20 protein-coding genes are annotated in these 22671 nt (G+C 71.1%); 14 read left to right on the top strand and 6 right to left on the bottom strand.

Going from position 1 to position 22671, the window contains the following annotated elements; translation table 11 throughout:
- Positions 1-80 precede the first annotated feature (80 nt).
- Both ABZ470_RS13310 and ABZ470_RS13305 read right to left on the bottom strand, forming a co-directional pair.
- Positions 81-1817: a protein kinase gene (locus ABZ470_RS13310; RefSeq protein WP_362911488.1), complete on the bottom strand. Its 1737-nt coding sequence runs from the start codon at positions 1815-1817 to the stop codon at positions 81-83.
- A gap of 92 nt (positions 1818-1909) precedes the next feature.
- A complete protein-coding gene (locus tag ABZ470_RS13305) occupies positions 1910-3271 on the bottom strand; it encodes an FAD-linked oxidase C-terminal domain-containing protein (RefSeq protein WP_362911487.1) in 1362 nt (453 codons plus the stop codon).
- Positions 3272-3434: 163 nt separating this feature from the next.
- Between ABZ470_RS13305 and ctaD the strand changes: the two genes are divergently transcribed.
- From ctaD to ABZ470_RS13290, 3 genes are all read left to right on the top strand, one after another.
- A complete protein-coding gene (gene ctaD, locus ABZ470_RS13300; protein WP_362911486.1) occupies positions 3435-5108 on the top strand; it encodes a cytochrome c oxidase subunit I in 1674 nt (557 codons plus the stop codon).
- 367 nt (positions 5109-5475) lie between these two features.
- The gene (locus tag ABZ470_RS13295) at positions 5476-8208 is read left to right on the top strand and encodes an immune inhibitor A domain-containing protein (protein ID WP_362911485.1); all 2733 of its coding nucleotides are present in this window, start codon (positions 5476-5478) and stop codon (positions 8206-8208) included.
- Between the two features lie 178 nt (positions 8209-8386).
- Positions 8387-9325, top strand: a complete 939-nt coding sequence (locus ABZ470_RS13290) for a diacylglycerol kinase family protein (RefSeq protein WP_352011571.1) — start codon at positions 8387-8389, stop codon at positions 9323-9325.
- A 26-nt stretch (positions 9326-9351) separates the two neighbouring features.
- On the opposite strand, the gene ABZ470_RS13285 is transcribed toward ABZ470_RS13290, so the two are convergent.
- A complete protein-coding gene (locus ABZ470_RS13285; RefSeq protein ID WP_352011572.1) occupies positions 9352-10767 on the bottom strand; it encodes an NERD domain-containing protein kinase family protein in 1416 nt (471 codons plus the stop codon).
- A 113-nt stretch (positions 10768-10880) separates the two neighbouring features.
- Between ABZ470_RS13285 and ABZ470_RS13280 the strand changes: the two genes are divergently transcribed.
- Positions 10881-11417: a GNAT family N-acetyltransferase gene (locus ABZ470_RS13280; RefSeq protein WP_362911694.1), complete on the top strand. Its 537-nt coding sequence runs from the start codon at positions 10881-10883 to the stop codon at positions 11415-11417.
- 22 nt (positions 11418-11439) lie between these two features.
- Here the strand turns inward: ABZ470_RS13280 and ABZ470_RS13275 are convergent, their stop codons facing one another.
- Both ABZ470_RS13275 and ABZ470_RS13270 read right to left on the bottom strand, forming a co-directional pair.
- Positions 11440-12108, bottom strand: a complete 669-nt coding sequence (locus ABZ470_RS13275) for a response regulator transcription factor (protein ID WP_352011573.1) — start codon at positions 12106-12108, stop codon at positions 11440-11442.
- A complete protein-coding gene (locus ABZ470_RS13270; protein WP_352011574.1) occupies positions 12105-13301 on the bottom strand; it encodes a sensor histidine kinase in 1197 nt (398 codons plus the stop codon). The genes ABZ470_RS13275 and ABZ470_RS13270 overlap by 4 nt, the downstream gene beginning before the upstream one ends.
- A gap of 475 nt (positions 13302-13776) precedes the next feature.
- Between ABZ470_RS13270 and ABZ470_RS13265 the strand changes: the two genes are divergently transcribed.
- From ABZ470_RS13265 to ABZ470_RS13255, 3 genes are all read left to right on the top strand, one after another.
- Positions 13777-14178, top strand: a complete 402-nt coding sequence (locus ABZ470_RS13265) for a phage holin family protein (protein ID WP_352011575.1) — start codon at positions 13777-13779, stop codon at positions 14176-14178.
- Complete coding sequence (locus ABZ470_RS13260) at positions 14175-14867, top strand: DUF3618 domain-containing protein (RefSeq protein WP_362911484.1); 693 nt, start codon at positions 14175-14177, stop codon at positions 14865-14867. Before ABZ470_RS13265 ends, ABZ470_RS13260 begins: the two co-directional genes overlap by 4 nt.
- Positions 14868-15171: 304 nt before the next feature.
- The gene (locus ABZ470_RS13255; RefSeq protein WP_362911483.1) at positions 15172-15762 is read left to right on the top strand and encodes a hypothetical protein; all 591 of its coding nucleotides are present in this window, start codon (positions 15172-15174) and stop codon (positions 15760-15762) included.
- 44 nt (positions 15763-15806) lie between these two features.
- On the opposite strand, the gene ABZ470_RS13250 is transcribed toward ABZ470_RS13255, so the two are convergent.
- Positions 15807-16544, bottom strand: coding sequence for a TenA family protein (locus ABZ470_RS13250; RefSeq protein ID WP_362911482.1), 738 nt, complete (start codon positions 16542-16544; stop codon positions 15807-15809).
- A gap of 68 nt (positions 16545-16612) precedes the next feature.
- On the opposite strand from ABZ470_RS13250, the gene ABZ470_RS13245 reads away from it, so the two are divergent.
- The 7 genes from ABZ470_RS13245 (at position 16613) to ABZ470_RS13215 (ending at position 22630) form a co-directional block, all read left to right on the top strand.
- Entirely contained in the window at positions 16613-17059 is a 447-nt protein-coding gene (locus tag ABZ470_RS13245) for an HIT family protein (protein WP_362911481.1), read from the top strand.
- Positions 17060-17185: 126 nt separating this feature from the next.
- A complete protein-coding gene (locus tag ABZ470_RS13240; RefSeq protein WP_352011580.1) occupies positions 17186-18382 on the top strand; it encodes a histidine kinase in 1197 nt (398 codons plus the stop codon).
- A gap of 99 nt (positions 18383-18481) precedes the next feature.
- Entirely contained in the window at positions 18482-19243 is a 762-nt protein-coding gene (locus tag ABZ470_RS13235) for a LytTR family DNA-binding domain-containing protein (RefSeq protein ID WP_352011581.1), read from the top strand.
- On the top strand, positions 19240-19647 hold the full coding sequence (locus ABZ470_RS13230; protein ID WP_362911480.1) for a hypothetical protein: 408 nt from the start codon (positions 19240-19242) through the stop codon (positions 19645-19647). The genes ABZ470_RS13235 and ABZ470_RS13230 overlap by 4 nt, the downstream gene beginning before the upstream one ends.
- Complete coding sequence (locus ABZ470_RS13225; protein WP_362911479.1) at positions 19644-21143, top strand: cation acetate symporter; 1500 nt, start codon at positions 19644-19646, stop codon at positions 21141-21143. Before ABZ470_RS13230 ends, ABZ470_RS13225 begins: the two co-directional genes overlap by 4 nt.
- 78 nt (positions 21144-21221) lie before the next feature.
- Positions 21222-21362 carry a hypothetical protein gene (locus ABZ470_RS13220; protein ID WP_352011584.1) on the top strand — a complete coding sequence of 47 codons (141 nt, stop codon included), beginning with the start codon at positions 21222-21224 and terminating at the stop codon, positions 21360-21362.
- A gap of 5 nt (positions 21363-21367) precedes the next feature.
- Positions 21368-22630: a YcaO-like family protein gene (locus ABZ470_RS13215; protein ID WP_362911478.1), complete on the top strand. Its 1263-nt coding sequence runs from the start codon at positions 21368-21370 to the stop codon at positions 22628-22630.
- The last annotated feature ends 41 nt before the right edge of the window (positions 22631-22671 follow it).

The raw sequence follows: 22671 nt of genomic DNA, 5'->3' as shown, positions 1-22671 counted from the left end.
GTCGCTCCCGGCCCCGGGTTCGGCGCCGACGCGCAGAACGGTACCCGGCGCGGCCCGGGGCGAGGCGGGCGGGACTCCTGTCAGCCGCAGTGGCTCCAGCCGCTCTTCCAGGTCGCCGTGCCGTACGTGCCGCCCCAGATGACGCACTTCTTGACGGCGGCGATCCGCACCGGGCCCGCGTAGGCGGTGAAACTGCCCGGGTTCGAGCCGGAGGCGCCCCCCTTCACCTGGAGGATCGCGTTCATCTTGATCTTCCCGGGGACCATGTACCTCGACATGGTGACGACGCAGTTCTTGCCCGCCGCAGAGTTGTAGAGCAGGTAGACGGTCGCGGCGCCGATCCCCCTTGAGTCGATCACCTTGTAGCCGGAGCCGCAGACACCGGTCGCGGTGTAGATGTTCGGGGTCGGCTTGGGCGTCGGCTTCGGAGTGGGTTTCGGCGTCGGCTTGACCGTGGGTTTCACCGTCGGCTTGGGCGTCGGCTGCACCGTGGGCTTCACGGTGGGCTTCGCAGTGGGCTTCACGGTGGGCTTCGTGGTGGGCTTCACGGTGGGGGCGACGGTGGGCTTGACCGTGGGCTTCTGCGTGGGCTTGGGCGTGGGATCCTGGGTCGGTTTCGCGCTGGGCTCACGGGTCGCCCGAGGCGGGCCGGACGGCTGCCGGGGCCGGGCCGTGCCGGGCTCTGCGGTGAGACGGCCGACGGGCTCGGTGCTCCTGCGCTGCCGCGGGCGGGGCGTCGCGGACGTCCAGGCGGAGGGCGGGTCGGCGGGGGAGAGCACGGGGTCCGGCGACGGCGACCGCACCGTGACGGGCGGGGAGACCGCGGCCCGCGTGCTGGCGGCCCCCCAGTCGCCCTGCAGCACCACGACGGCGCCCGCCGTCGCGCCGAAGACGACGATCGCGGCGGTTCCGGCGAGCAGCATCCCGGAGGGGCGTCGCCGTACCCGTGGAGCCACGGGGGCGGGTGCCGGTGCCGGGGCGGCGGGCGCGGCGTTCCTGACGGGAGAGGGGACCGTGGCCCCCATCAGATGGCTGACCAGCTCCTCGGCGGTCGGGCGTGACGCCGGGTCCTTCGACAGGGAGGCGGCGACCAGCTCGCGCAGATGCCCCTCAAGACCGCCCAGGTCGGGTTCGACGGTCAGGATGCGGTTCATCACCACGGCGATGGAGTCGGCGCCGAACGCGGGCCGCCCGGTCGCGGCGAAGACCATCGTGACGCCCCAGGCGAACACGTCGGCCGCCGCCGTCACCTCACCTCCGCCGAGCTGCTCGGGAGCGAGGTAGGAGGGCGTCCCCATCGTCGTCCCCGTCGCGGTGGTCCCCGGCGAGTCAAGTGCCCTGGCGATGCCGAAGTCGATCACCACGGGCCCCTCGGGCCCCATCAGCACGTTGGCGGGCTTGAAGTCCCGGTGCAGGATGCCCGCCCGGTGGATGGCCGAAAGGGCGGTGGCGGTGCTGACCGCCAGGCGTTCGAGCGCCGCGCCCCTCCTCGGGCCCTCCCGGTCGACGAGCTGACGCAGGGAGGGGCCGGGCACGTACTCGCTCACGATGTACGGCTGGCTGCCCGCGAGGTCGGCGTGGAGCACCGGGGCGGTGCAGAACCTCGCCACCCGCCGGGCGACGGAGACCTCGCGCAGGAAGCGCGTCCTGGCCTCGGGATCGGTGGCGAGCCCGTGGTGGAGAAGCTTGACGGCCACCTGCTCGCCCGCGGGCCCCCTGCCCAGGTAGACGACGCCCTGGCCTCCTTCGCCGAGCCTGCCGGTCAGCTCGAACGGCCCGAGCCGCGGAGGATCCCCCGACGTGAGCGGCTGTACCACGATGCCCCCCGACAAAACCTACGAATTGGGTTATGTGGTGCAGAACGCTACCAGCGTGAGCCGTGGTCCGGATGGTGCGCCGGAGACGCCCCTCAGATGGCCTTGCCGGGGTTGAGGATGCCGAGCGGGTCGAAGACCCGCTTGATCCCGTGGTGGACCTCCTCGGTCACGGGTCCCGCCTCCAGGGCGAGCCAGCGCCGTTTCAGCAGCCCGACCCCGTGCTCGCCGGTCAGTGTGCCGCCCATCCCGAGCGCCTCCCTGAAGACCTCGTCGGCCGCCGCCCACACCTGGGGCGGCGGTTCCGCCAGGCCGCGGTCGAAGACGAAGACCGGGTGCAGGTTGCCGTCGCCCGCGTGCGCGACCGTGGCGATCAGCACCCCGTGCCTGGCCGCGATGGCCTCGATCCTCTCGATCATGTACGGCAGCGCGGAGCGGGGCACGCACACGTCCTCGACCAGGCACTTGCCGAGCCGTTCCTTGGCCTGGTAGGCGAGCCTCCTGACCCCGACCAGTTCCTCGGCCTCCTGCTCGGAGGAGGAGACCGCGACGAAGGGCGAGCCGTTCTCCGCGCACAGCCTGGCCATCCGCTCGGCGACCACGGGGCCGTCCGCGGCGTCCGACTGCGCGATCAGCATCGCCTGGGTGCCGGCCTCAAGCCCGATGTTGCGCCAGTCGTCGATGGCCTTGAGCGTCGTGCGGTCGAGCATCTCAAGCAGGGAGGGCTGGCACCCCGCCGCGATGATCGCCGCGACCGCGGCGGCGGCGTCCCTGAGCGAGGTGAACTCGGCCGCGATCGTCGCCGGACAGACGGCCGGAGCCCGGCGCAGCCGCAGGGTGGCCGAGGTGATCACGCCGAGCGTCCCCTCGGAGCCGATGAACAGGCCGGTCAGGTCGTAGCCCGTCACCCCCTTGACCGTGCGCCTGCCCGTCTCCAGGACCCGCCCGTCCGCCAGGACGACCTCCAGGCCGAGCGCCGAGTCGCGGGTCACGCCGTACTTCACGCACCGCAGGCCGCCCGCGTTCGTGGCCAGGTTGCCGCCGATCGTGGAGATCTCGTGGGAGGAGGGGTCGGGCGCGTACATCAGCCCGTGCGCCCTGGCGGCCCTGTCCAGGTCCGCGGTGATCACGCCGGGCTCGACCACGGCGACCTCGTCGGCGGGCGAGAGCTCCCTGATCGCCGTCATCCTGTGCAGCGTCAGGACGACGCAGCCCTCGACCGACGTCGCCCCGCCCGCCAGGCCGCTGCCCGCGCCCCTGGGCACGACGGGCACCCGGTGCTCCGTCGCCCACCTGAGCGTGGCCACCACGTCCTGCCTGGTCTCGGCCGGCACGACGGCCAGCGGCCTGCCCGGTTCGAGGAAGGTCCTGTCCCGCGCGTAGGAGTCGGTGACGTCAGGGTCCGTCAGGACCTTCTCCGGCGAGAGGGCGGCGACGAGTTCGGAGATAACGCTCACAGGGGGACTGTACGGGGCCCGGTCCGAGGGGGGATCACACGGGATGTCACGTGATGATGCGGGCGAGGCTCGGTGAGGGTTCTGCCAAATGTGGTGACGTGACGGCCAGGTGAGGAGAAGTCTCGATTCGTACGGCTGTCGCCCAACCGAAGGGAGCCTCGCTGTGACGACTGTGCAACAGCGGGCCGCGGCCGAGCCCGTCCGCGCGGGGAGGGTGGTCGTCTCATGGCTGACGTCGACGGACCACAAGGTCATCGGAGACCTCTACATCATCACCGCGTTCGTGTTCTTCCTGATCGGCGGCGTGATGGCCCTGGTCATCCGGGCCGAACTGGCGCATCCCGGGTTGCAGCTCGTCAACACCGTCCAGTACAACGCGCTGTTCACCATGCACGGCACGCTGATGCTGCTGTTCTTCGCCACCCCGCTGTTCGCCGGGTTCGCGAACGTGATCATGCCGTTGCAGATCGGCGCGCCGGACGTGGCCTTTCCCAGGCTCAACATGGTCAGCTACTGGCTGTTCCTGTTCGGCGGGATCATCGCGCTCGGCGGGTTCGCCACCAACGGCGGAGCGGCCGACTTCGGCTGGACGGGCTACACCCCCCTGTCGGTCGCGACCTTCTCCGGGCAGGTGGGCGGTGACCTGTGGATCGTCGGCCTGGTGTTGTCGGGCCTGGGGACGATTCTCGGCTCCGTCAACTTCATCACCACGATCATCTGCATGCGCGCTCCCGGCATGACGATGTTCCGCATGCCGCTGTTCACCTGGAACGTGCTGCTCACCGGACTGCTGGTGCTGATCGCCTTCCCGGTGCTGGCCGCCGCGCTGCTGGCGCTGGAGGCCGACCGCAAGCTCGGCGCGCACGTCTACGACGCCGCGACCGGCGGGCCGCTGATCTGGCAGCACCTGTTCTGGTTCTTCGGCCATCCCGAGGTGTACATCATCGCGCTGCCGTTCTTCGGCATCGTCACCGAGGTGATCCCGGTCTTCAGCCGCAAGCCGCTGTTCGGCTACATCGGCCTGGTCGGCGCGACCATCGCCATCGCGGGGCTGTCCGTCACGGTCTGGGCGCACCACATGTTCGCCACCGGCCGGGTGCTGCTGCCGTTCTTCTCCTTCATGACGTTCCTCATCGCGGTCCCGACCGGGGTGAAGTTCTTCAACTGGGTGGGCACGATGTGGCGGGGGCACCTGACCTTCGAGTCACCCATGCTGTTCTCGGTCGGCTTCCTGGTGACGTTCCTCCTGGGCGGCCTGACCGGCATCATCCTGGCCTCCCCGCCGCTGGACTTCCAGGTCACCGACTCCTACTTCGTGGTGGCCCACTTCCACTACGTCGTCTTCGGCACCGTGGTCTTCGCGATGTTCGCGGGCTTCTACTTCTGGTGGCCCAAGATGACGGGCAAGATGCTCAACGACACGCTGGGGAAGATCCACTTCTGGCTGTTGTTCATCGGCTTCCACGCGACCTTCCTGGTGCAGCACTGGCTCGGCGCGGCGGGCTTCCCGCGCCGCTACGCCGACTACAGCCCGGCCGACGGCTTCACCTTCCTGAACCTGGTCTCCTCGGTCGGCGCTTTCATCCTGGGTGTCTCCACGCTGCCGTTCCTCTACAACGTCTGGTGGACCGCCAGGAACGCGCCGAAGGTGACCGTGGACGACCCCTGGGGGTTCGGCAACTCGCTGGAGTGGACGACCTCCTGCCCGCCGCCGCGGCACAACTTCACCTCGCTGCCGCGCATCAGGTCCGAGCGTCCCGCGTTCGACCTCAAGTACCCCAGGGTCGAGGCGCAGCCGCGCCAGCTCGATCCGACCGCCCCCGGCGAGGAGGTCTGAACCGGGGTCGCCGGAGAGCGAGCCACCGGATTCCCTACTCGGGGTCGTCGGCGGGCCCGGGGAGCCGTGGGAGCGGTTCCCCGAGGCCCGCCTTCCGGCTTTCACCGCGCTGACCTGCTGTGAAAGCGCTGTCAACAGAAAAATAGTGGAAATCATCACCATTTCCTGTGAAGTGATGATTCATTACAGTTTTACAACATCATTCAGCGGCTTTACTCCTGCTTTACCTTCTCGTCTAACGTCCCGCTCGGTGCGTACATAAGGCGCATCTGGGACGTTCGCGCCCGGCGAACCCGGGCAGGGAGGGTAAGCGTTGTCCAGCAAAGGCAGGGGTGCTCGAAGGCGCCTGCTCGCGATAGTGCCCGTCGTGGGCCTGGCCGCTGCGGGACTGGCGGCGGGAGGAGTGTCGGCTCAGGCGGACACCACGGTGGACACCACGGTCGCGAGGTACCAGCCGACCGCAGCCGACTACTACATCAACTACGCCACACCCAGGGACGAGCCCGAGGTGCAGGACCCGGCCGCGCCGAACTCCAAGGAGCGCCGGATCAGCCCGTCAAGGCAGATCGCCCACAAGTATTCCGAGGGTAACCCCGCCGCGGCACGCGTTCTGGCCGCGCGCGAGGCGGAGGCGATCAGGACCGGCATCAACCCCGCCGACTTCCTGTTCAAGAAGGCCAAGGTCGCCAAGCAGGCCAAACTCCTCACCGTCCTGGTGGAGTTCAACGACAAGGCCAACGACGACTTCTCGGGCTTCAAGCGCCCGCCGAACGTCAACGACGACGACCCGGCGAACTGCGTCACCGAGCCGCCGGGCACCCTGCTCAACGGCCCGCTGCATAACAAGATTCCCGACCCCGCGTCCTTGGCACACAAGGACAACAACAGTTTCTGGGTGCCTGATTTCAGCCCGGACCACTTCAACAAGATGCTTTACAGCAAGGAAGGCATCACCAAGAGGGTCCGTACCGACCTGACCGACCCCCGGGACGGTCGCAAGGGCATCAACATCGCCGGCTCCACGATGCGGAACATGTACGAGGAGCTGTCCAAGGGCGCCTACACGGTCACCGGAGAGGCCACCCCGTGGGTCAAGGTCCCGCACTCCGAGGCCTACTACGGCGCCCGCGCCTGTGGCAAGGAAGCGCAGGACATGAGCGGCCACCCGAGCAACCCGCTCGGCCCCGGCCAGCTCGCGATCGACGCGGTCGACACCCTGGCCGCCGCCAACCCGAACTTCCCGTGGGCGGACTACGACGTCGAGGACGTCGCCGACTCCGACGGTGACGGCAACTTCGCCGAGCCCGACGGCGTGGTCGACCACCTCGTTCTGGTCCACGCGGGCAAGGACAAGTCCTCCGACGGCGGCGCCGAGGGCACCTACGCGATCTGGGCGCACTCCAGCGCCGTCGCGGGTGGCTACAAGGTCCCCGGCAAGGACGTGAAGATCTCCAACTACATCGTTCAGCCCGAGGACTCCGGCGTCGGCGTCTTCGCCCACGAGTACGGTCACGACCTCGGTCTGCCCGACCTCTACGACACCACGGGCAGCGCCTCCTCGGCCGTCGACTTCTGGGACCTCATGTCGGCCGGCTCCCACAGCGGCCCGATCTTCCAGTCGATGCCGACCCACATGGGTCTGTGGGACAAGTGGATCCTCGGCTGGGCCAACCCCAAGGTCTTCAACCCCGGTGACCGCAGCCGCGTCGTGACCGTCGGTCAGTCCTCGCGCACGCCCAAGTTCACCGAGGACGGCGTCCGGGTGAACCTGGACAGCGCGCCGCTGAAGATGGTCGAGCCGCACAGCGGCACCAAGATGTGGTGGTCCAACCTCGACCAGGAGTGGGCCGACGTCAAGCTCACCCGCGACGTCCAGGTGCCCGCCGGCACGGACGTGAAGTTCTGGCTCTGGAACAACTACGAGATCGAGGAGGACTGGGACTTCGGCTTCATCGAGGTCTCCACGGACAACGGCGCCACCTGGAGCCAGCAGAAGGTCTACACCGAGGGCGGAGCCCTGGTCTCCACCGGTGACGACTACCCGGACCCGAACAAGAACCTCTCCAAGTTCAACAACAGGAAGTACGCCCTCACCGGCAACACCAACGGCTGGCGGCACGACTACGTCGACCTGGCCCCCTACGCGGGCAAGACGGTCAAGCTCAGGCTCGTCTACAACACCGACGCCGCCTTCACCCCGCGCAGCTGGCACGCCGACGACTTCTCGCTGACCAACGGCGCCCAGACCGTCTGGAGCGACGACGTCGAGGGTGGCAACCAGGGCTGGACGGCCAGCGGTGGCACCTACACCAACACCCACGGCCAGGGCTGGGGCATCAACGACGGCTTCCGTGAGGTCTCCCGGTTCTACCTCGCCGAGTGGCGTAACTTCGACGGCTTCGACAAGGGCCTGCAGTACACCTACACCACCGACTACTCGCGTGACGGCTCGTGGAAGGTGGAGAAGGTCAAGTACAACGCCCCCGGCCTGCTCGTCTGGTACCGCGACTCGACCTTCACCAACAACGTCCTGAGCAACAACCTCGAACTGTCGCCGAGCATCGGCTCCAAGGGCAGCCTGCTCCTGGTCGACTCCCACTTCGAGCCGCTGCGGCGGACCGGCGTGGCCGCGACCAAGGACACGACCATCCTGAAGAACATGCAGGGACGCGTGCAGACCTCCAACGCGGCCTTCACCTTCGGCAAGACCTACCCCTTCAAGGAGTGCATCGAGGGGCCGAACGAGCCCTTCAGCGAGTACTGCACCAACACCGCCGCGCTGCCCGGTGTGCGCGAGTTCACCGACGCCAAGACCTGGTACCCCGGGTTCGAACTGCGTGACGGCAGCCTGTACTACCGTGACTTCGACGCCTCGGTGGTCGTCCCCTCCAAGGGCGACCAGCAGTACAGCACCCGGGTGGTCAACCCCGACGGCACCCCCGCGACCGACGTGTACGGCGTCGACCTGGGCAACGGCAACGTCCTGGGCAGCGGTAACCCCGGTGACGAGGGCAAGGCCCTGGGCGTGAAGTTCAAGCTGCTCGCCCCGCTCCCCGGCAACCTCGGTGTCCTCCTCCAGGTGACCCCGCCCAAGAAGTGACCCGGCGCGTCCCCGTCCGGGCCCACCCGGGCGGGGACGACCCGGCGAACGGTGAGACACCAGGACGCCCGGCCGGACCTTTCCGGCCGGGCGTCCGCCGTACCCGGCCGCGGGCGCAGCCCCACGATCCGGCGGGCCCTACGATCTGACGGGAAGGCAGTGGACCGGAAGGGGCGGCGTGGGCGAGTTACGAGGCAAGGCAGAGCACACCGAGGCCATCAGGACCGGGCGCAGGGTCTGCGTGGTGGTCAACACCCACTCGCGCAGGGGCCGCCGCCTCTACCCCCGGGTGGTCGCCACGCTGCGCGCCGAGGGCTTCGAGCCGATCCGCACCTTCGCCGTGGTCGACCCCCGCCGTCTGCGCGCCACCCTGGACACGGCCCTGGCCGAACGGCCCGACCTGCTCATCGTCGGCGGCGGGGACGGCACGCTCAGCGCCGCCGTCAAGCACGTCGCGCACCGGGACGTGGCCCTGGGCGTGCTGCCGCTCGGCACGACCAACAACTTCGCCCGCAGCCTCGGCCTGCCCCTCGACCTGCCGGGCGCGATCAGGGTCTTCCGCACCGGCAAGGTCGCCGACGTCGACCTGGGCGTCGCCGGTGACAGGGAGTTCGCCAACCTGGCCAGCTTCGGTGTCTCCGTCGAGGTCGCGGGCACCGTGAGGCCCTGGCTCAAACGCCTGCTCGGACGGGCCGCCTACCCGCTCACCGCGCTGACGATCCTGCCCCGCCACCGGCCCTTCCGCGCCTTCATCACGGCAGACGGCCGCCGCCACGAGCTGCTCACCCACCAGCTCAACATCGCCAACGGCCGTTTCCACGGCGGCTGGCAGGTGGCCAGGGACATCAGCATCGACAACGGCAGGCTCGTGGCCTACCAGCTCGGTTCGGGCAAACGGCTGAGGCTGCTGGTGGAGACCCTGGTACGGGCGACGACCGGCCGCTGGCGCAGCCTCGCGGGCGGTCCCTTCGTCGTCGGTCAGGAGATGTACCTGGAGACCGACCCGCCGCTGGCGGCCGACGTCGACGGCGAGGTGCGCCTGATGACCCCGATCACGATCAGGACCGTTCCCAACGGCCTGCGCGTCATGGTCACGGACGACTTCGTCGACTCCTGACACGCGGGACCGTACGGAGGCGGGACCTAGCGGCGGGAGGACCGCAGGAAGCGGTTGCGCAGCCTGCCGAGCAGCATCGGCTCCCGCGCGGGGGCAAGCCCCTCCCGCGCCCTGCGCAGGTCGTCGAGGGCCTCGGCGGCCGAGGGGCGCCCGGCGGAGGAGGGGTCGCGCATCCGGCGCAGCAGCTCCATCACCTCGGCGGGCACGCCGGGACGCGCCTGGCCCACGGCGTCCGACCCCGGCGCGGGCAGCCCGCCGGTCAGCAGCTGGAAGGCGATCACCCCCGCCGCGTACACGTCGGCGGCGGCGGTCATCCGCTCCGGCCTGGCCTGGCACTCGGGGGCGACGTAGTGGGTGTCGAGCACGTTGGGCAGCTCGTTGGCCACCGTGTGCGGACGCGGACCGGGCTTGGCGTAGTCGAACCCGGTCAGCATGGCCCTGCCGTCCTCGGTGACCAGGACGCGGGCGGGACTGAGCGCCCGGTGGATGACGTTGTTGGCGTGGACGTGGGCCAGCCCGAGCAACATGTCCTCGACCACGTCGAGCTCGGCCTCGACCGACGGCCGCCTGCCCGCCTGGGACATGTACAGGTGCAGCGCCTGGCCGTGCACGTCGTCCAGGACCAGCACGAACCGGCTCTCGTCGTCGATGGCGAAGAAGTCACGCGAGCGCACGACGCACGGGTGCGGGGGGATGCGGGTGAGCGACTGGTAGGCGTTGGCGATCAGCCGCCGCTCGGCCGCCCTGGGCTCCTCCTCGGCCAGCGGGTCGGCGCGGTAGACCCGCAGCAGGACCGTCTCGCTGCCCGGCAGCGTCGCGTTGATCGCCCGGTACTCGGTGGTCCGGTTGTCCCCGCCGAGCTGCTCCTCGACCTCCCAGTTGCCGAAGCGCGGCGGCGAGGTCGACCGCCGCACGCTGCCGTTCAGCGCCTCGATCACCGCCGTGCGGTACGGCCTGGCGTCCGGGGTGTATCCCCGCCTGACCCGGGAGACGTCGCTCAGCATGGCGACCAGCCCCGCCAGGTCGGTGACGTGCCGCGCGTCACGGCCCGCCGGGTCGACGAGCTCGGCGTCGGCGCCCGTCAGCACGACGACGCTGTCGACGTAGACCCGTTCGAGCTCCCGGTGGCTCTGGGTGAGAAGGCCCTTCAGCGCCCGCCCGTTGCCGCGCAGCTTGGCCACGGGGGAGCCGAAGGCGTCCCGCCGCGCGGGGAACCACCGCGTCCCGGCCACCTCGATCCTGCCCCGGGTGCCCTTGACGTCGATGACACAGAGCGAGTGGCCGGTCACGACGATCAGGTCCACCTCGAAGGCGTCGTCGCCACGGGGCACCTCGATGTTGTGCAGCAGCAGCCAGTCGTCCGGCGCGCTGTCCCGCAGATGCGCGATGACCCGCCGCTCCGCGTCGTTGACCGGGCGCCCGCCACCGACGATCTGTGCCATCTCTAGCGTGCCGCCCTTCTTCTCTGTACTTGAAGTAGGGCAAGGGTCTCATGATCTCGCCTGTCACTACTTTTCGCCACTCCGCGAAAGTAGGCTCGGCGGACGTGGAACCCATGGAGATCACCGCCGGAGCGTTGCACCTGCGTCCGTGGAACCTGTCGGAGGCCGACGCCGTGGCGGCGGCGCTGGCCCTGCGGGATCCACGGATCCGCCGCTGGGCGACCGGCCTGCCCGAGGGAGCCGACGAGCGGGCCTGGCTCGCCCAGCGCGCGCTCGGCTGGTCCGACGGCTCGGAGGCCTCCTTCGCCGTCACCGGCGCGACGACCGGCGAGGTGCTCGGCCACATCAGGGTCAGGATCGGCACCGGTGCGGCCCGCGGCCACGGGGAGGTCGGCTACTGGGTGCTGCCCTCCGCCAGGGGCCTCGGCGTGGCCACCCGGGCGCTGGGCGTCGTCGGCCGCTGGGCGTTCGGCTTCCTCGGCCTCTCCCGCCTCGACCTGCGGCACGCCACGGGCAACGCCGCCTCGTGCCGGGTCGCGGTCAAGGGCGGGTTCGTCCTGACCAGGCTCCTGTCGGAGCCCTCGTGGGTCGAGGAGGAGGGGACGGAGGAGTTCCACCTGCACACCCTGACCCCCGGGGACACCCCCTGACCCGGGCCGTACGGCGGGGCGCTCAGCGGCCGTGCCGCGGGCTGACCAGGCCGGTCTCGTAGGCCAGGGCGACCACCTGGGCGCGGCTCGACAGCCCGAGCTTGGTCATCGTCCGGTTCAGGTGGGTCTTGACCGTCGCCTCGCTCACCTGCAGCTCGTCGGCGATCTCCCCGTTCGACAGCGCCCTGCCGACCAGGCGCAGCACCTCCGTCTCCCTGGCGGTGAGTGTGTCGAGCCCCGTCCACGAGACGAGCGCGGTGTCCTTCTCCCTGGTGTAGGCCTCGACCAGGCGGCGCGTCACGGTCGGCGCGAACAGCATGTCCCCGGCGGCGATGGTGCGGACCGCCGCGATCAGCCGCTCGGGAGGGGTGTCCTTGAGCAGGAAGCCGGACGCCCCGGCCCGCAGCGCGTCGTAGACGTACTCGTCGAGGTCGAAGGTCGTCAGGATCAGCACCTTCGGCTGGGCCGGGCCCGTCGTGGCCAGGATGCGCTCGGTCGCCGCGATGCCGTTCAGGTCGGGCATCCGCACGTCCATCAGGATCACGTCCGGGCGGGTCGAGCCCGCCATGGCGACGGCCTCCTGCCCGCCGGAGGCCTCCCCGGCGACCTCCAGGTCGGGGGTGGCCCGGATCAGCGCCGCGAACCCGGCCCGCACCAGGATCTGGTCGTCGACGACCAGTACCTTGATCATTGGTCTCCTCGCTCCTGAGGGGCTGAGAGCGGCAACGTCACCGTGACCTCGAACCCGCCTCCCGGCAGCGGTCCCGCGCGCATCTCGCCCCCGTAGAGCCTGACCCGTTCGCGCATCCCGATCAACCCGAGGCCGCCCCCCTCGTCCCCCTGCGGGACGGCGCCGTCGTCGGTGACCGTGATGATCAGCTCCTCACAGTCGTAGCGCAGCCGTACCGAGGCGTGGGCGGGCAGCGCGTGCTTGATGACGTTGGTCAGGCTCTCCTGGACCACCCGGTAGGCGCACAGCTCGACCCCGGGGTTGAGCCGCCTCGCCTTGCCCGACACGTCGAGGGCGACCTCGACCCCGGCGGCGCGGACGCGCTCGACGAGCTGACCGAGCTGGGGCAGGCCGGGGGTCGGGTCGTAGACGCCGTCGATGCCCGGCCGCCGGTCGACCCTGAGCACCGCCAGCAGCCGCCGCATCTCCTCAAGGGCCTCGTGGCTGGTGTCGGCGACCGTGGCCAGCGCGGTCCTGGCCGTCCCCGGGTCGCTGGCGAACACGTAACGGGCCAGCCCCGCCTGCACCGAGATCACCGACATGTGGTGGGCGACGATGTCGTGCAGCTCCCTGGCGATGCGCACCCGCTCCTCGGTGACCGCGCGCCTCGCCCGCGCCTCCTGCTCGTATCCGAGCCGCTCGGAGAGGTCGGCCAGGCGCCTGTTGCGGTCGGCGAGCCTTCGGGTGCCCAGGCCGAGCGTCCAGGCCGTCAGGACGATCAGCACGCTCTGCGCCAGGTTCAGCGCCGCCATGTCCTTCGACGCCGCGAGTGAGGACCACCACCAGACCGAGGCCGCGGCCAGGACCCCGGCGACCCCGGCCGCGAGCGAGCGCCGTACGGTCACGGTGTAGAGCGTCAGCAGGACGGAGAAGTTGTTCACGTTCGGCTGGTAGCCCAGACTGTGGTGCCACAGGGACGCGGCGACGCACAGCAGGAGCGCGGTCATGGGCGCGTGCCGCCGTACGGCGACGGGGAGGTTGGCCGCGCAGGTCAGCAGGATCGCGACCGTGTCGGGACGCAACCAGGTGCCGGTCTGGTCCTTGACGGCCCACACCAGGGTGATCCCGGTGAGCGCGACGGCCAGCAGGGTGTCGACGATCCGTGGGTCGACCTCACCCACCCGCCGCGCGAGTGCCGTCACTGTTGCCCGCATGCGCGGCATGCTAGCCAGGCGCGGACCGTCCTCTCATCGAGCCGGTGGATGAGCGACCGTACCGCGGAAGTTGTACGGCCGTGCCGCGCCTACCGCGCGGGTCACGGCCGTATCCGCCCGCGGGCCGATGTGGACCGGGTCTCGCGCGGCTTACGGTGAGTCCGCTGTGGGACGACGGCCTCGTTGTCAGGGGCCGTCTGACGTGGGTTCCGCCGGCGGCTCCGGCGTCCACGGCCGGCGCCCCGGAGCTCTCCACCCGGGGCGCCGGCCGTGGACGGGCCCTCGAAGGCGTGCACGGGGGCGGCTTTCGAGGTCACGGGCCGGTGCGGCCGGTGCGGCCCGCGCCGTGAGGCGCGGGGAAAGGGCGCGTGGCCGCGGGGAAAGGACGGGCAACGGCCCGATCAATCGTCGGTGACCTGGGGTTTGCCGTCCCGCCACAGGGTAGGCGCCTTCTCCTGTAGGGAGGAGGAACGCCATGATCGGCAATCCCAAGGACACGCTGTCGACCGCCGAGCTGATCCGGCGGATGTCACAGGAGGTCTCCCGCCTCGTCAGGGACGAGCTTCGCCTGGCGAAGCTGGAGTTCGCGGAGAAGGGCAGACACGCCGGGCTCGGGGCGGGGCTGTTCGGCGGGGCCGGTGTGGTGGCCCTGTACGGCGGCGGCTGCCTGGTGGCCGCGGTGATCCTGCTTCTCGCCCTGGTGATGCCCGCCTGGGTCGCCGCCGCCGTCGTGGGCGTCGTGCTCCTGGCCGTGGCCGCCGTTCTGGGGCTCCTCGGCAAACGGCAGGTGTCCGAGGCCGTTCCGCCCGCTCCCGAGCTGACCATCGAGAGCCTCAGGGAGGACATCGGCATGGTGAAGGAGAGTGCGCACCGATGAGCGAGAGCGACAACGGAACTCCGAAGGACGAGATCTGGGACGCGGGCACGGTCGGCGCCCACAGACAGCGGGTCGGCGCCCCGGTGGCCCCCGACGAGAGGATGTCGCTGAACGTCCCGCCCAAACAGCCGGGCGGGGGCCCCTCCTCGGCGCCCACGGGTGAGGGGGGCGACGGCACGCCCAGCCTCGTCGAGGGGGACGGGGGTACCGGACAGCCCACAGCCGTCCGGCGGACCCCCGGGAAGGCCCCCGGGAAGGCCGCAGAGGGAGCCACAGGGAAGGCCACAGGGGCTCCGGAGAGGTCTCCGGAGAAGGCCCGCGGGAAGGAGACGGGCGAGGCCGGGGGAACGAGCCGGGAGTCCGTACGGCGGGACATCGAGCGGGACCGTCGCGAACTGGGGGAGACCGTGGAGGCGCTGGTGCGCAAGACCGACGTGCGAGGGCGTGTGCACGAGACGGCCGCCCAGGTCGGCGACGAGTTGCGCCGGGCGGGCGCGGCCACCGCGGCCACCGCGACCGGGGTCGCCGAGCGGGTCAGGCGGACCACCCCGGCCGACGTGCGGCGGGCCGCAGACGAGGTCACCACGCGGGCGGCCAGGCGTCCCGTCGCGGCCGCGGCCGTGGCGGCCGTCACGGCGGCCGTCGGCCTGGTCGTGTTCCGCCTGCTGAGGCGCGGCCGGAGGAGGTAGAACGTTCCACAGGCCCGCCACCCGTGACCCGGTGATGTTTTGGGATGGGCGGATTCGGGGGGCGGCGGGGTAATCTGGCCGTTTCCGGGTGGGCGGCGGACCCCCTCCTTTCCGCCCGCCCGGTATCCGGGGGACCGGTGACTCCCCGCTGAACCGTTCCGGCCGTCCGTACGTAGTGATCGGTGCGGGAGGTCTTGTCCGCCGTGAGGTGGCCGCGGCCTCCCGATGTGGCGCCTCCCGAGTCCGGAGCGGGGATCGCCGCAGGGTACGACCCCCTCTCCGGCCGATCCCCCCAGGAGGACTCATGCGCCGAGCTCTCGGCCTCACCACGGGTCTCGCCCTCGTTGCGGTCGCCCTGTCACCCATCGCCCCCGCGCAGGCGGCGACCTGCGTCAGCGCGGTGGAGAAGTGCGAACGGGAACCCCTCGTCAAGATCAAGCTCAAGGCCAAGGGGACCCCGCGCGTCCACCAGGGCGGGCGCGTCACCTACACCCTCGACTACTCCATGACCTGGATGGAGTCCTTCGCCCCCTACTGGGCCTCCTTCTGGGTCGGCGGCACCCTCCCCAGGGGCGCGAAGGCCCCGCGCACGGCGACCCTCATGGACCCCTCGGGCAGGAAGGTGGCCACCTTCCCCTGCCACAAGTACCGTGACGGCCTGTGGTGCGAGGTTCCCAGCGACGTCTCCAAGCCGGTTCCGCACAAGGGCAGGATCGTCCTGAGCACCACCCTCGCCCGCCACGGCGGCAGGACGGCGGTGGCCAGACTGGGCTTCGACAGCGTCGACGGCCTCGGCCAGAAGGACTTCGAGCGGCACTACGGCCGCGCCGCCGCGCGTGACCGGTTCTGCGTCTTCCGTTTCACCAAGACCGTCGTCACGAAGGTGCGTTCCTGACGTCGGCCGCCGCCGGGGCCCGTGGGAGCCCCGGCGGCCGGCTCTCACGAACCGGCGGCCATGTCGAAGAAGCGCAGCTCAAGCCGTACGGCCCGGCGGAAGACGTCGAGCACACGGGCCTGCTCCCGCGCGGGGAGCGCGGGGCCGAGGCGGTCGAGCTCGCCGCGCAGGAAGGCGACCCAGGCGCGGAACGCGGGTCCCTCGTGCAACTCGATCCACTCACGGTGCACGAAGCTCCCCGGGCTGCCGGGACCGCCGGGCAGCGGCTCCTCGGCCAGGCTCGCCCAGCCGAGGTAGCTCCACTCCGCCACGCACAGGACCGCCAGGATGGCCGGGTAGTCCAGGCTCCTTCTGGCCTCGTCCATCAGCGCGCGGAAGTCGGCCGTCACCGGTTCGAGCGGGGGAGCGGTCAGTTCGGCCTCACTCGCGCCGAGGGCGGCCAGCGCCCGGTGGAAGTAGGTCTTCTCCTCCGTCGTCGCGGTCTCGCCGAGGAAGCGGCCGAACGGCACCCGTGACTCGAAGTTGTCCGCGGCGGCGACGGCGGCGCCGAGCAGCGCGGTGAAGGAGTCGACGAACTGGAAGTCCTGCACCAGGTAGCGGCGCATGGCCTCCTCAGAGGTCAGCCCCCGGGTGATGGAGGCGGCGAACGGGTGGGTGACGACCGCCGTCCACTCCGGCTCGGAGCCGGAGCGCAGCCACTCGCTGAAGGCCGGGTCCGCGGCGTCCGCCCGCCACCCGTCGTAGGAGTCGCTCCAGGGGGTCTGACGGGGCTCTGCGGACACGGGTTTCTCCTCGCGGACGGGAACACGACCGGGGTGAATGCTAGTCGCGCCCCCTCTATCCTGGGGGGATGCCAGCCGAGGGATGCCTGTTCTGCGCCATCACGACGGGGGAGCGGCCGGGAGAGGTGGTGTTCTCCGACGAGGTGGCCACCGCCTTCCTGGACATCCGGCCCGTCTTCAAGGGGCACGTCCTGGTCGCCCCCGCCGCGCACGCCGAGACCCTCACCGACCTGCCTCCCGCCTCGGTCGGCCCGTTCTTCCAGCGGGTCCAGGCGGTCGCCGCCGCCGTCGAGCGGGGGCTCGGCGCGGGCGGCACGTTCGTCGCGATGAACAACCGGATCAGTCAGAGCGTGCCGCACCTGCACGTCCACGTGGTCCCCCGCAACCGCAAGGACGGCCTGCGCGGCTTCTTCTGGCCCCGGACCGCCTACGACGGCCCCGGGGAGGCCGCGTCGTACGCCCTGCGTGTCCGTGAGGCCCTCACGCCTTTCAGCCCCTCGGCGCGGACGTCCTGAAAGTGGTGTTCCTGAAGGGGTCCGGGCCGGTCGGCATGTCTTTGATCTACAACGTAAAGGCATAGGGAGGGGATCTGATCTCCGTCGGAGGGGCGCCGACCCACGTGCGAGGATAGGGTCCGGGACGTGGAACCCCTCGTCGCCGCGCTGCTCGTAGCCGCCCTGGTGGGCGTCCCGGCCCTGGTGCTGTGGCGCGTGCTGCGCGGCAGGCGCGAGCTGGGCAGCAGCCCGGCCGAGCGCGCCACCTTCGAGACCCTGCACACCGCCTCCCTGGCCGCGCCGCCGCTGCGGGCCGGGCTCACCGAGGCGGGCACCCAGAAGGCCTCGCGGCATCTGCGCGAGCTGCTGGGCTCCCCGGCGCTGGCCATCACCGACGGGCAGCGGCTTCTGGTCTACGACGGCGAGGGGGAGCACCACGCCGCCGAGGCGTTCGCCTACGCGGCCAAGACCCTCGGCGGGGGCCGTACCCAGGTGCTCGGCCCCGAGGTCGTCTCGTGCGACATCCCGGAGTGCCCGATCAGATACGCCGTCGTGGTGCCGCTCACCACGGACGGCCGGGTGGTCGGCTCCCTGGCGGCCTACGGCGGGCACGCCTCGGCCGGCCTGGTCAGGGCCACCCACGAGGTGGCCAGCTGGGTCGACTCCCAGCTGGAGCTGGCCGAGCTCGACCGTTCGCGGACGCGGCTGATGGAGGCCGAGGTCCGCGCGCTGCGCGCGCAGATCTCCCCGCACTTCATCTACAACTCGCTGACGACCATCGCCAGCTTCGTGCGCTCCGACCCCAACCGCTCCCGTGAGCTGCTGCTGGATTTCGCCGACTTCACCCGCTACTCCTTCAGGCGGCACGGGGAGTTCACCACGCTGGCCGAGGAGCTGCGGTCCATCGACCGCTACCTGACCCTGGAACGCGCCAGGTTCGGCGACCAGCTCCAGGTGACGCTGCGGATCGCCCCGGAGGTGCTCGCGGTCGCCGTGCCGTTCCTGTGCCTGCAGCCGCTGGTGGAGAACGCGGTCAGGCACGGCCTGGAGAGCAAGCCGGGCATCGGCCGCATCTCGATCATCGCCGAGGACGCCGGGGCCGAGTGCCGGATCAGCGTGGAGGACGACGGCGTCGGCATGGACCCCGAACGGCTGCGCCGCATCCTGGCCGGGGACGCGGAGGAGCGCTCGGGGACGGGCGGGGTCGGCCTGGCCAACGTGGACGAGCGGTTGCGTCAGGTCTACGGTGACGAGTACGGCCTGGTGGCCGAGACCGGCAAGGGCGCGGGAACCAAGGTGAGCGTCCGTGTGCCGAAGTACCACCCGGGTGTCTCCGCCCACTGAACACCTTTCTGTGGATTCGGCAGGTCAGGAACTGTTGACAGGTGATGTCTGATTCATCACCCTCTAGGGATTCCCCCTCGACGATCCGGAGGAGTGCCCGTGACCGGTCTTCGAGTCCTGGCCGTCGACGACGAACTTCCCGCCCTGGAGGACCTGGCCTACCTGCTGCGGGACGACCCGAGAATCGGAGAGGTCGCGCAGGCGAGGGACGGCGCCGCGGCGCTGCGCGTGCTCGACCGGGCGATCGCCGACGGGCGTCCGATCGACGCCGTCTTCCTCGACATCCGGATGCGCGGCCTGGACGGGGTGGTGCTGGGCAGGCTGCTGTCGCAGTTCGCCAACCCACCCCGGGTGGTGTTCGTGACCGCCTACGAGGAACACGCGGTGGACGCCTTCGAGATCAAGGCGGAGGACTACCTGCTCAAGCCCGTCAGGCCCGAACGGCTGGCCGAGGCCGTGCGACGGGTGTGCGTGTCGGCCGAGCTGCCGGACGGGGACGGGGCGAGCCGGGCGGGGCCGGGCACGATCCCGGTCGAGCTGGGCGGGGTGACCCGCTTCGTGGCCAGCACCGAGGTGCGCTACGTCGAGGCGCAGGGCGACTACGCGCGCCTGCACACCGCGGGCGGCAGCCACCTGGTCCGCATCTCGCTGGCGACCCTGGAGGAGCGGTGGTCCTCGGCGGGGTTCGTGCGTGTGCACCGCAGCCACCTGGTGGCCGTCAAGCACATCGACGAGCTGCACATCGACTCGGGGCGGTGCGTGGTGCGCGTCTGCGGGACCGAGATCCCGGTCAGCCGCAGGCACACGCGGGAGCTTCGCGACCTGCTGGTCCGCAGGGCGCGCAAGGGCAGGCCCGAGTGAGCAGGGCGGGGGCGGAGCACCCGCGCGGGGACGAGGGCCGCCCGCGCCGCGAGGTGGTGACCAGCCCGCGCACCACGGCCGCCCGCAACCCCCGTTACCCGGTGACCAGGGAGATCGACGAGCAGACCAGCCTCGGCGAGGTCTACATGCGCTCGCTGGTGCGCACCCAGTTCCGGCTCGCCCTGTTCGTGTGCACCGTGCTGGCCTGCGTGGTCGGCGGCCTGCCGCTGCTGTTCCTGCTCGTGCCCGAGCTGCGCGTGGTCCTGGTGCTGGGTGTCCCCCTGCCGTGGGTCGTGCTGGCGGGCGTGATCTACCCGGTCTTCGTCATCGGCGCGTGGCTGTACGTACGGCAGGCGGAGCGCAACGAGCGCCACTTCGCCGACCTGGTGGACCGGGCGGGGTGAACGTCGTCTACGGTGTGGCCGCGGTCGTGCTGGTGATGCTCACCACGGTGCTGATCGGGGCGTTCGGCATCCGCCTGTCCCGCACGACCTCCGACTTCTACGTCGCCTCCCGCACGGTCTCCCCGCTGTGGAACGCCTCCGCGATCGGCGGGGAGTATCTGTCGGCGGCGAGTTTCCTGGGCATCGCGGGGCTGATCCTGCTGTACGGCGCGGACATGCTGTGGCTGCCCGTCGGCTGGACCGGCGGTTACCTGGTGCTGCTGGTCCTGGTCTCGGCGCCGCTGCGCCGTTCCGGTGCCTACACGCTGCCCGACTTCGCCGAGGCGCGTCTGGAGTCGATGGCCGTACGGCGGATGGCCGGGGTGCTGGTCGTGCTGATCGGCTGGCTGTACCTGATGCCGCAGTTCCAGAGCGCGGGGCTGGTGCTGCGGGCCGTCACCGGGGCGCCCGACTGGGCGGGCGGGCTGGTGGTCGCGTGCGTGGTCGGGGTGAACGTGCTGTCGGGCGGTATGCGTTCGATCACGTTCGTGCAGGCCTTCCAGTACTGGCTCAAGCTCACCGCGCTGGCCGTGCCGCTGGTCTTCCTGGTGCTGGCCTGGCGGGCGGACGGCGCGCCCGGCCTGAGCGCGCGGGACGTGGCCACCTGGGCGCTGCCGCTGTCCGGCGGCAGGGAGTACGGCCTCTACTCGACCTACTCGCTGATCCTGGCCACGTTCCTGGGGACCATGGGGCTGCCGCACGTGCTGGTGCGCTTCTACACCAACCCGGACGGGCGGGCGGCGCGCCGTACGACGCTGGCGGTGCTGTCGTTGCTGGGCCTGTTCTATCTGATGCCGGCCCTCTACGGCGCGCTGGGCCGGGTCTACCTGCCGGGGCTGCGGGGCAGTGACATGGTGGTGCTGACGCTGCCGGGGCGGCTCGTCGGGGGCGTCGCGGGCGACCTGCTGACCGCGCTGGTGACGGCGGGGGCCTTCGCGGCGTTCCTGTCCACCTCCTCGGGGCTGACCGTCTCGGTCGCGGGGGTCATCGGACAGGACATCCTGCGAGGCGGGGTCCGCTCCTTCCGCGTCGCGGCGGTGGTCGCGGTCGCCGTACCGCTGGTGCTCGCCTCGTCGGCGCGTTCGCTGCCGGTCGCCGACGTGGTCGGGCTCGCCTTCGCGGTCTCGGCCTCCTCCTTCTGCCCGTTGCTGGTGCTGGGCATCTGGTGGCGGCGCCTGACGCCGCCGGGGGCGATGGCGGGGCTGGTCGTCGGCGGTGGCCTGGCCTGCGGGGCGGTGCTGCTGACGATCGGGGAGGGGCCGCACACCGGGCTCGCCGGGGCGTTGCTGGCCCAGCCCGCGGCGTGGTCGGTGCCGGTCGCGTTCACCGTCATGGTCGTGGTCTCGTTGCTGACCAGAAGCCGTATTCCGCCCGGTGTGGCCAGGACGATGGTCCGCCTGCACACGCCGGAGACGCTGGATCTCGACCGGGGTGACTGGCGCCCTCGCTCTACTTGACAATGATCTATGACTTATGTCGAAATGGCCTGTAATATAAGGACATTTCTGTTATTCGAGTGACAACAGGAGCGTGCGATGGGCAACAGCAACTCCAACGGCCAGTCGCTTCTCAAACCGGACGGGTTCCAGCTGGAGGACAACTTCTCGGTGACCCTGTCCGAAAGGGTGCTCCTCGACGAGTTCTTCACCGTCCGGTTCGCTCCCGGAACCCTCTGACGACGATGGCGCGCGCCCAGCGCGAGCGCGGCACCGGCCTGACCGGCGCGCTCGCCGTCATCGAGTCCGTACTCGCCGACCGTGGGCTCTCGGCCGAGCTGGTCTCGGCGGGGTCGGCGGAGTTCCCCGTGCACCGCTGCACCGTGCGCGACCCCGAGGGCCGCGCGGTCACCGCCTCCCTCGGCAAGGGAGCCGGCGCCCAGAGCACGGTCAGCGCGCTGTTCGAGGCCTGGCAGCACCTCCAGCACGAGGAGGGGCAGGCGGCGCTCGCCCACGACAGCGGGCGGGTGCGGGCCATCCCGGTCGGGACGGTGGTCTCCCAGCCGGAGCTGCGCGGTGAGGAGATGATCCAGCGCCTGGCCCGCGACTACCCGGACGCCGGTCTCGCCTGCCTGCGCGCCGAGCCGCTGAGCCCGGGACGGTCCCCGGTGTGGTACCCGGCCTTCTCCCGCTCGCCCTCCTGCCGCAGTCACCCGATCCCCGGGGACGACCTGCGCTACGAGCCCTACCTGCGCTACGCCTACGACAACGGCACCGCGGCCGGGGTCAGCGAGCAGGACGCCCTCCTGCACGGCCTGCTGGAGGTCGTCGAACGGGACGCGCTGTCACACGCGCTCCTCGACTGGTACCTCGGCGGGAGGTCGAGACTGTCCGCGCTCGACCCGGAGAGTCTCCCGCCCGACCTGCGGCGTCTGCACGATGAGGCCGCGACCTATCTGGGAGCGCTCCCCATCATCATCGACATCACCTCCGACCTGGGCATCCCCGTCTACTGCGCGCTCCCCTCCCGGGCCGGGCCGTACCCGGGGGTGATCGGCTCCGGCGCCTCCCTCGACCCGGAGTACGCCGTCGAGCGGGCGCTGACCGAGGTGGTCCAGTCGTCGTTCAACCTCTCCCTCGGCGTCGACCTGACCCTGGGCCGCAGGCTGGAGAGCCTGCGGCGCTGGCCGCTGCTCGAACGCTGCGCCCGGCTCGACCCCGCCCCGCTGCTCGACCGTGTCGTCTTCGACGCGAAGCTGCCCGAGGCCGGCCCCGAGACCGGCCCCGAGGACGGCGGGCAGGGCGTCGGCGAGCAGATCGCCGCGATCCTGCGGACGCTCGGGCACGCCGGGTTCGGGGCCTACTCCTTCCGGTGGAACCCGGAGCACGACAGGTGCCCGGTGCTCACCGTGATCGTCCCCGGCCTTGAGGCGTTCTCCATGGTGCACAGCGCGGTGCCCGTCCTGCCCACCGGCAGGGCCCTGCGGCGCCTGGCGGGCCGCCGCTGACGGGCTCCCCCGGCCGCTCGGCGCACGGAAAGGACCTTTCA

Origin of the sequence: Streptosporangium sp. NPDC020072 (assembly GCF_040631445.1) — a bacterium.
Lineage (GTDB): Bacteria > Actinomycetota > Actinomycetes > Streptosporangiales > Streptosporangiaceae > Streptosporangium.
This window is presented reverse-complemented; position numbering and strand designations above follow the sequence as displayed.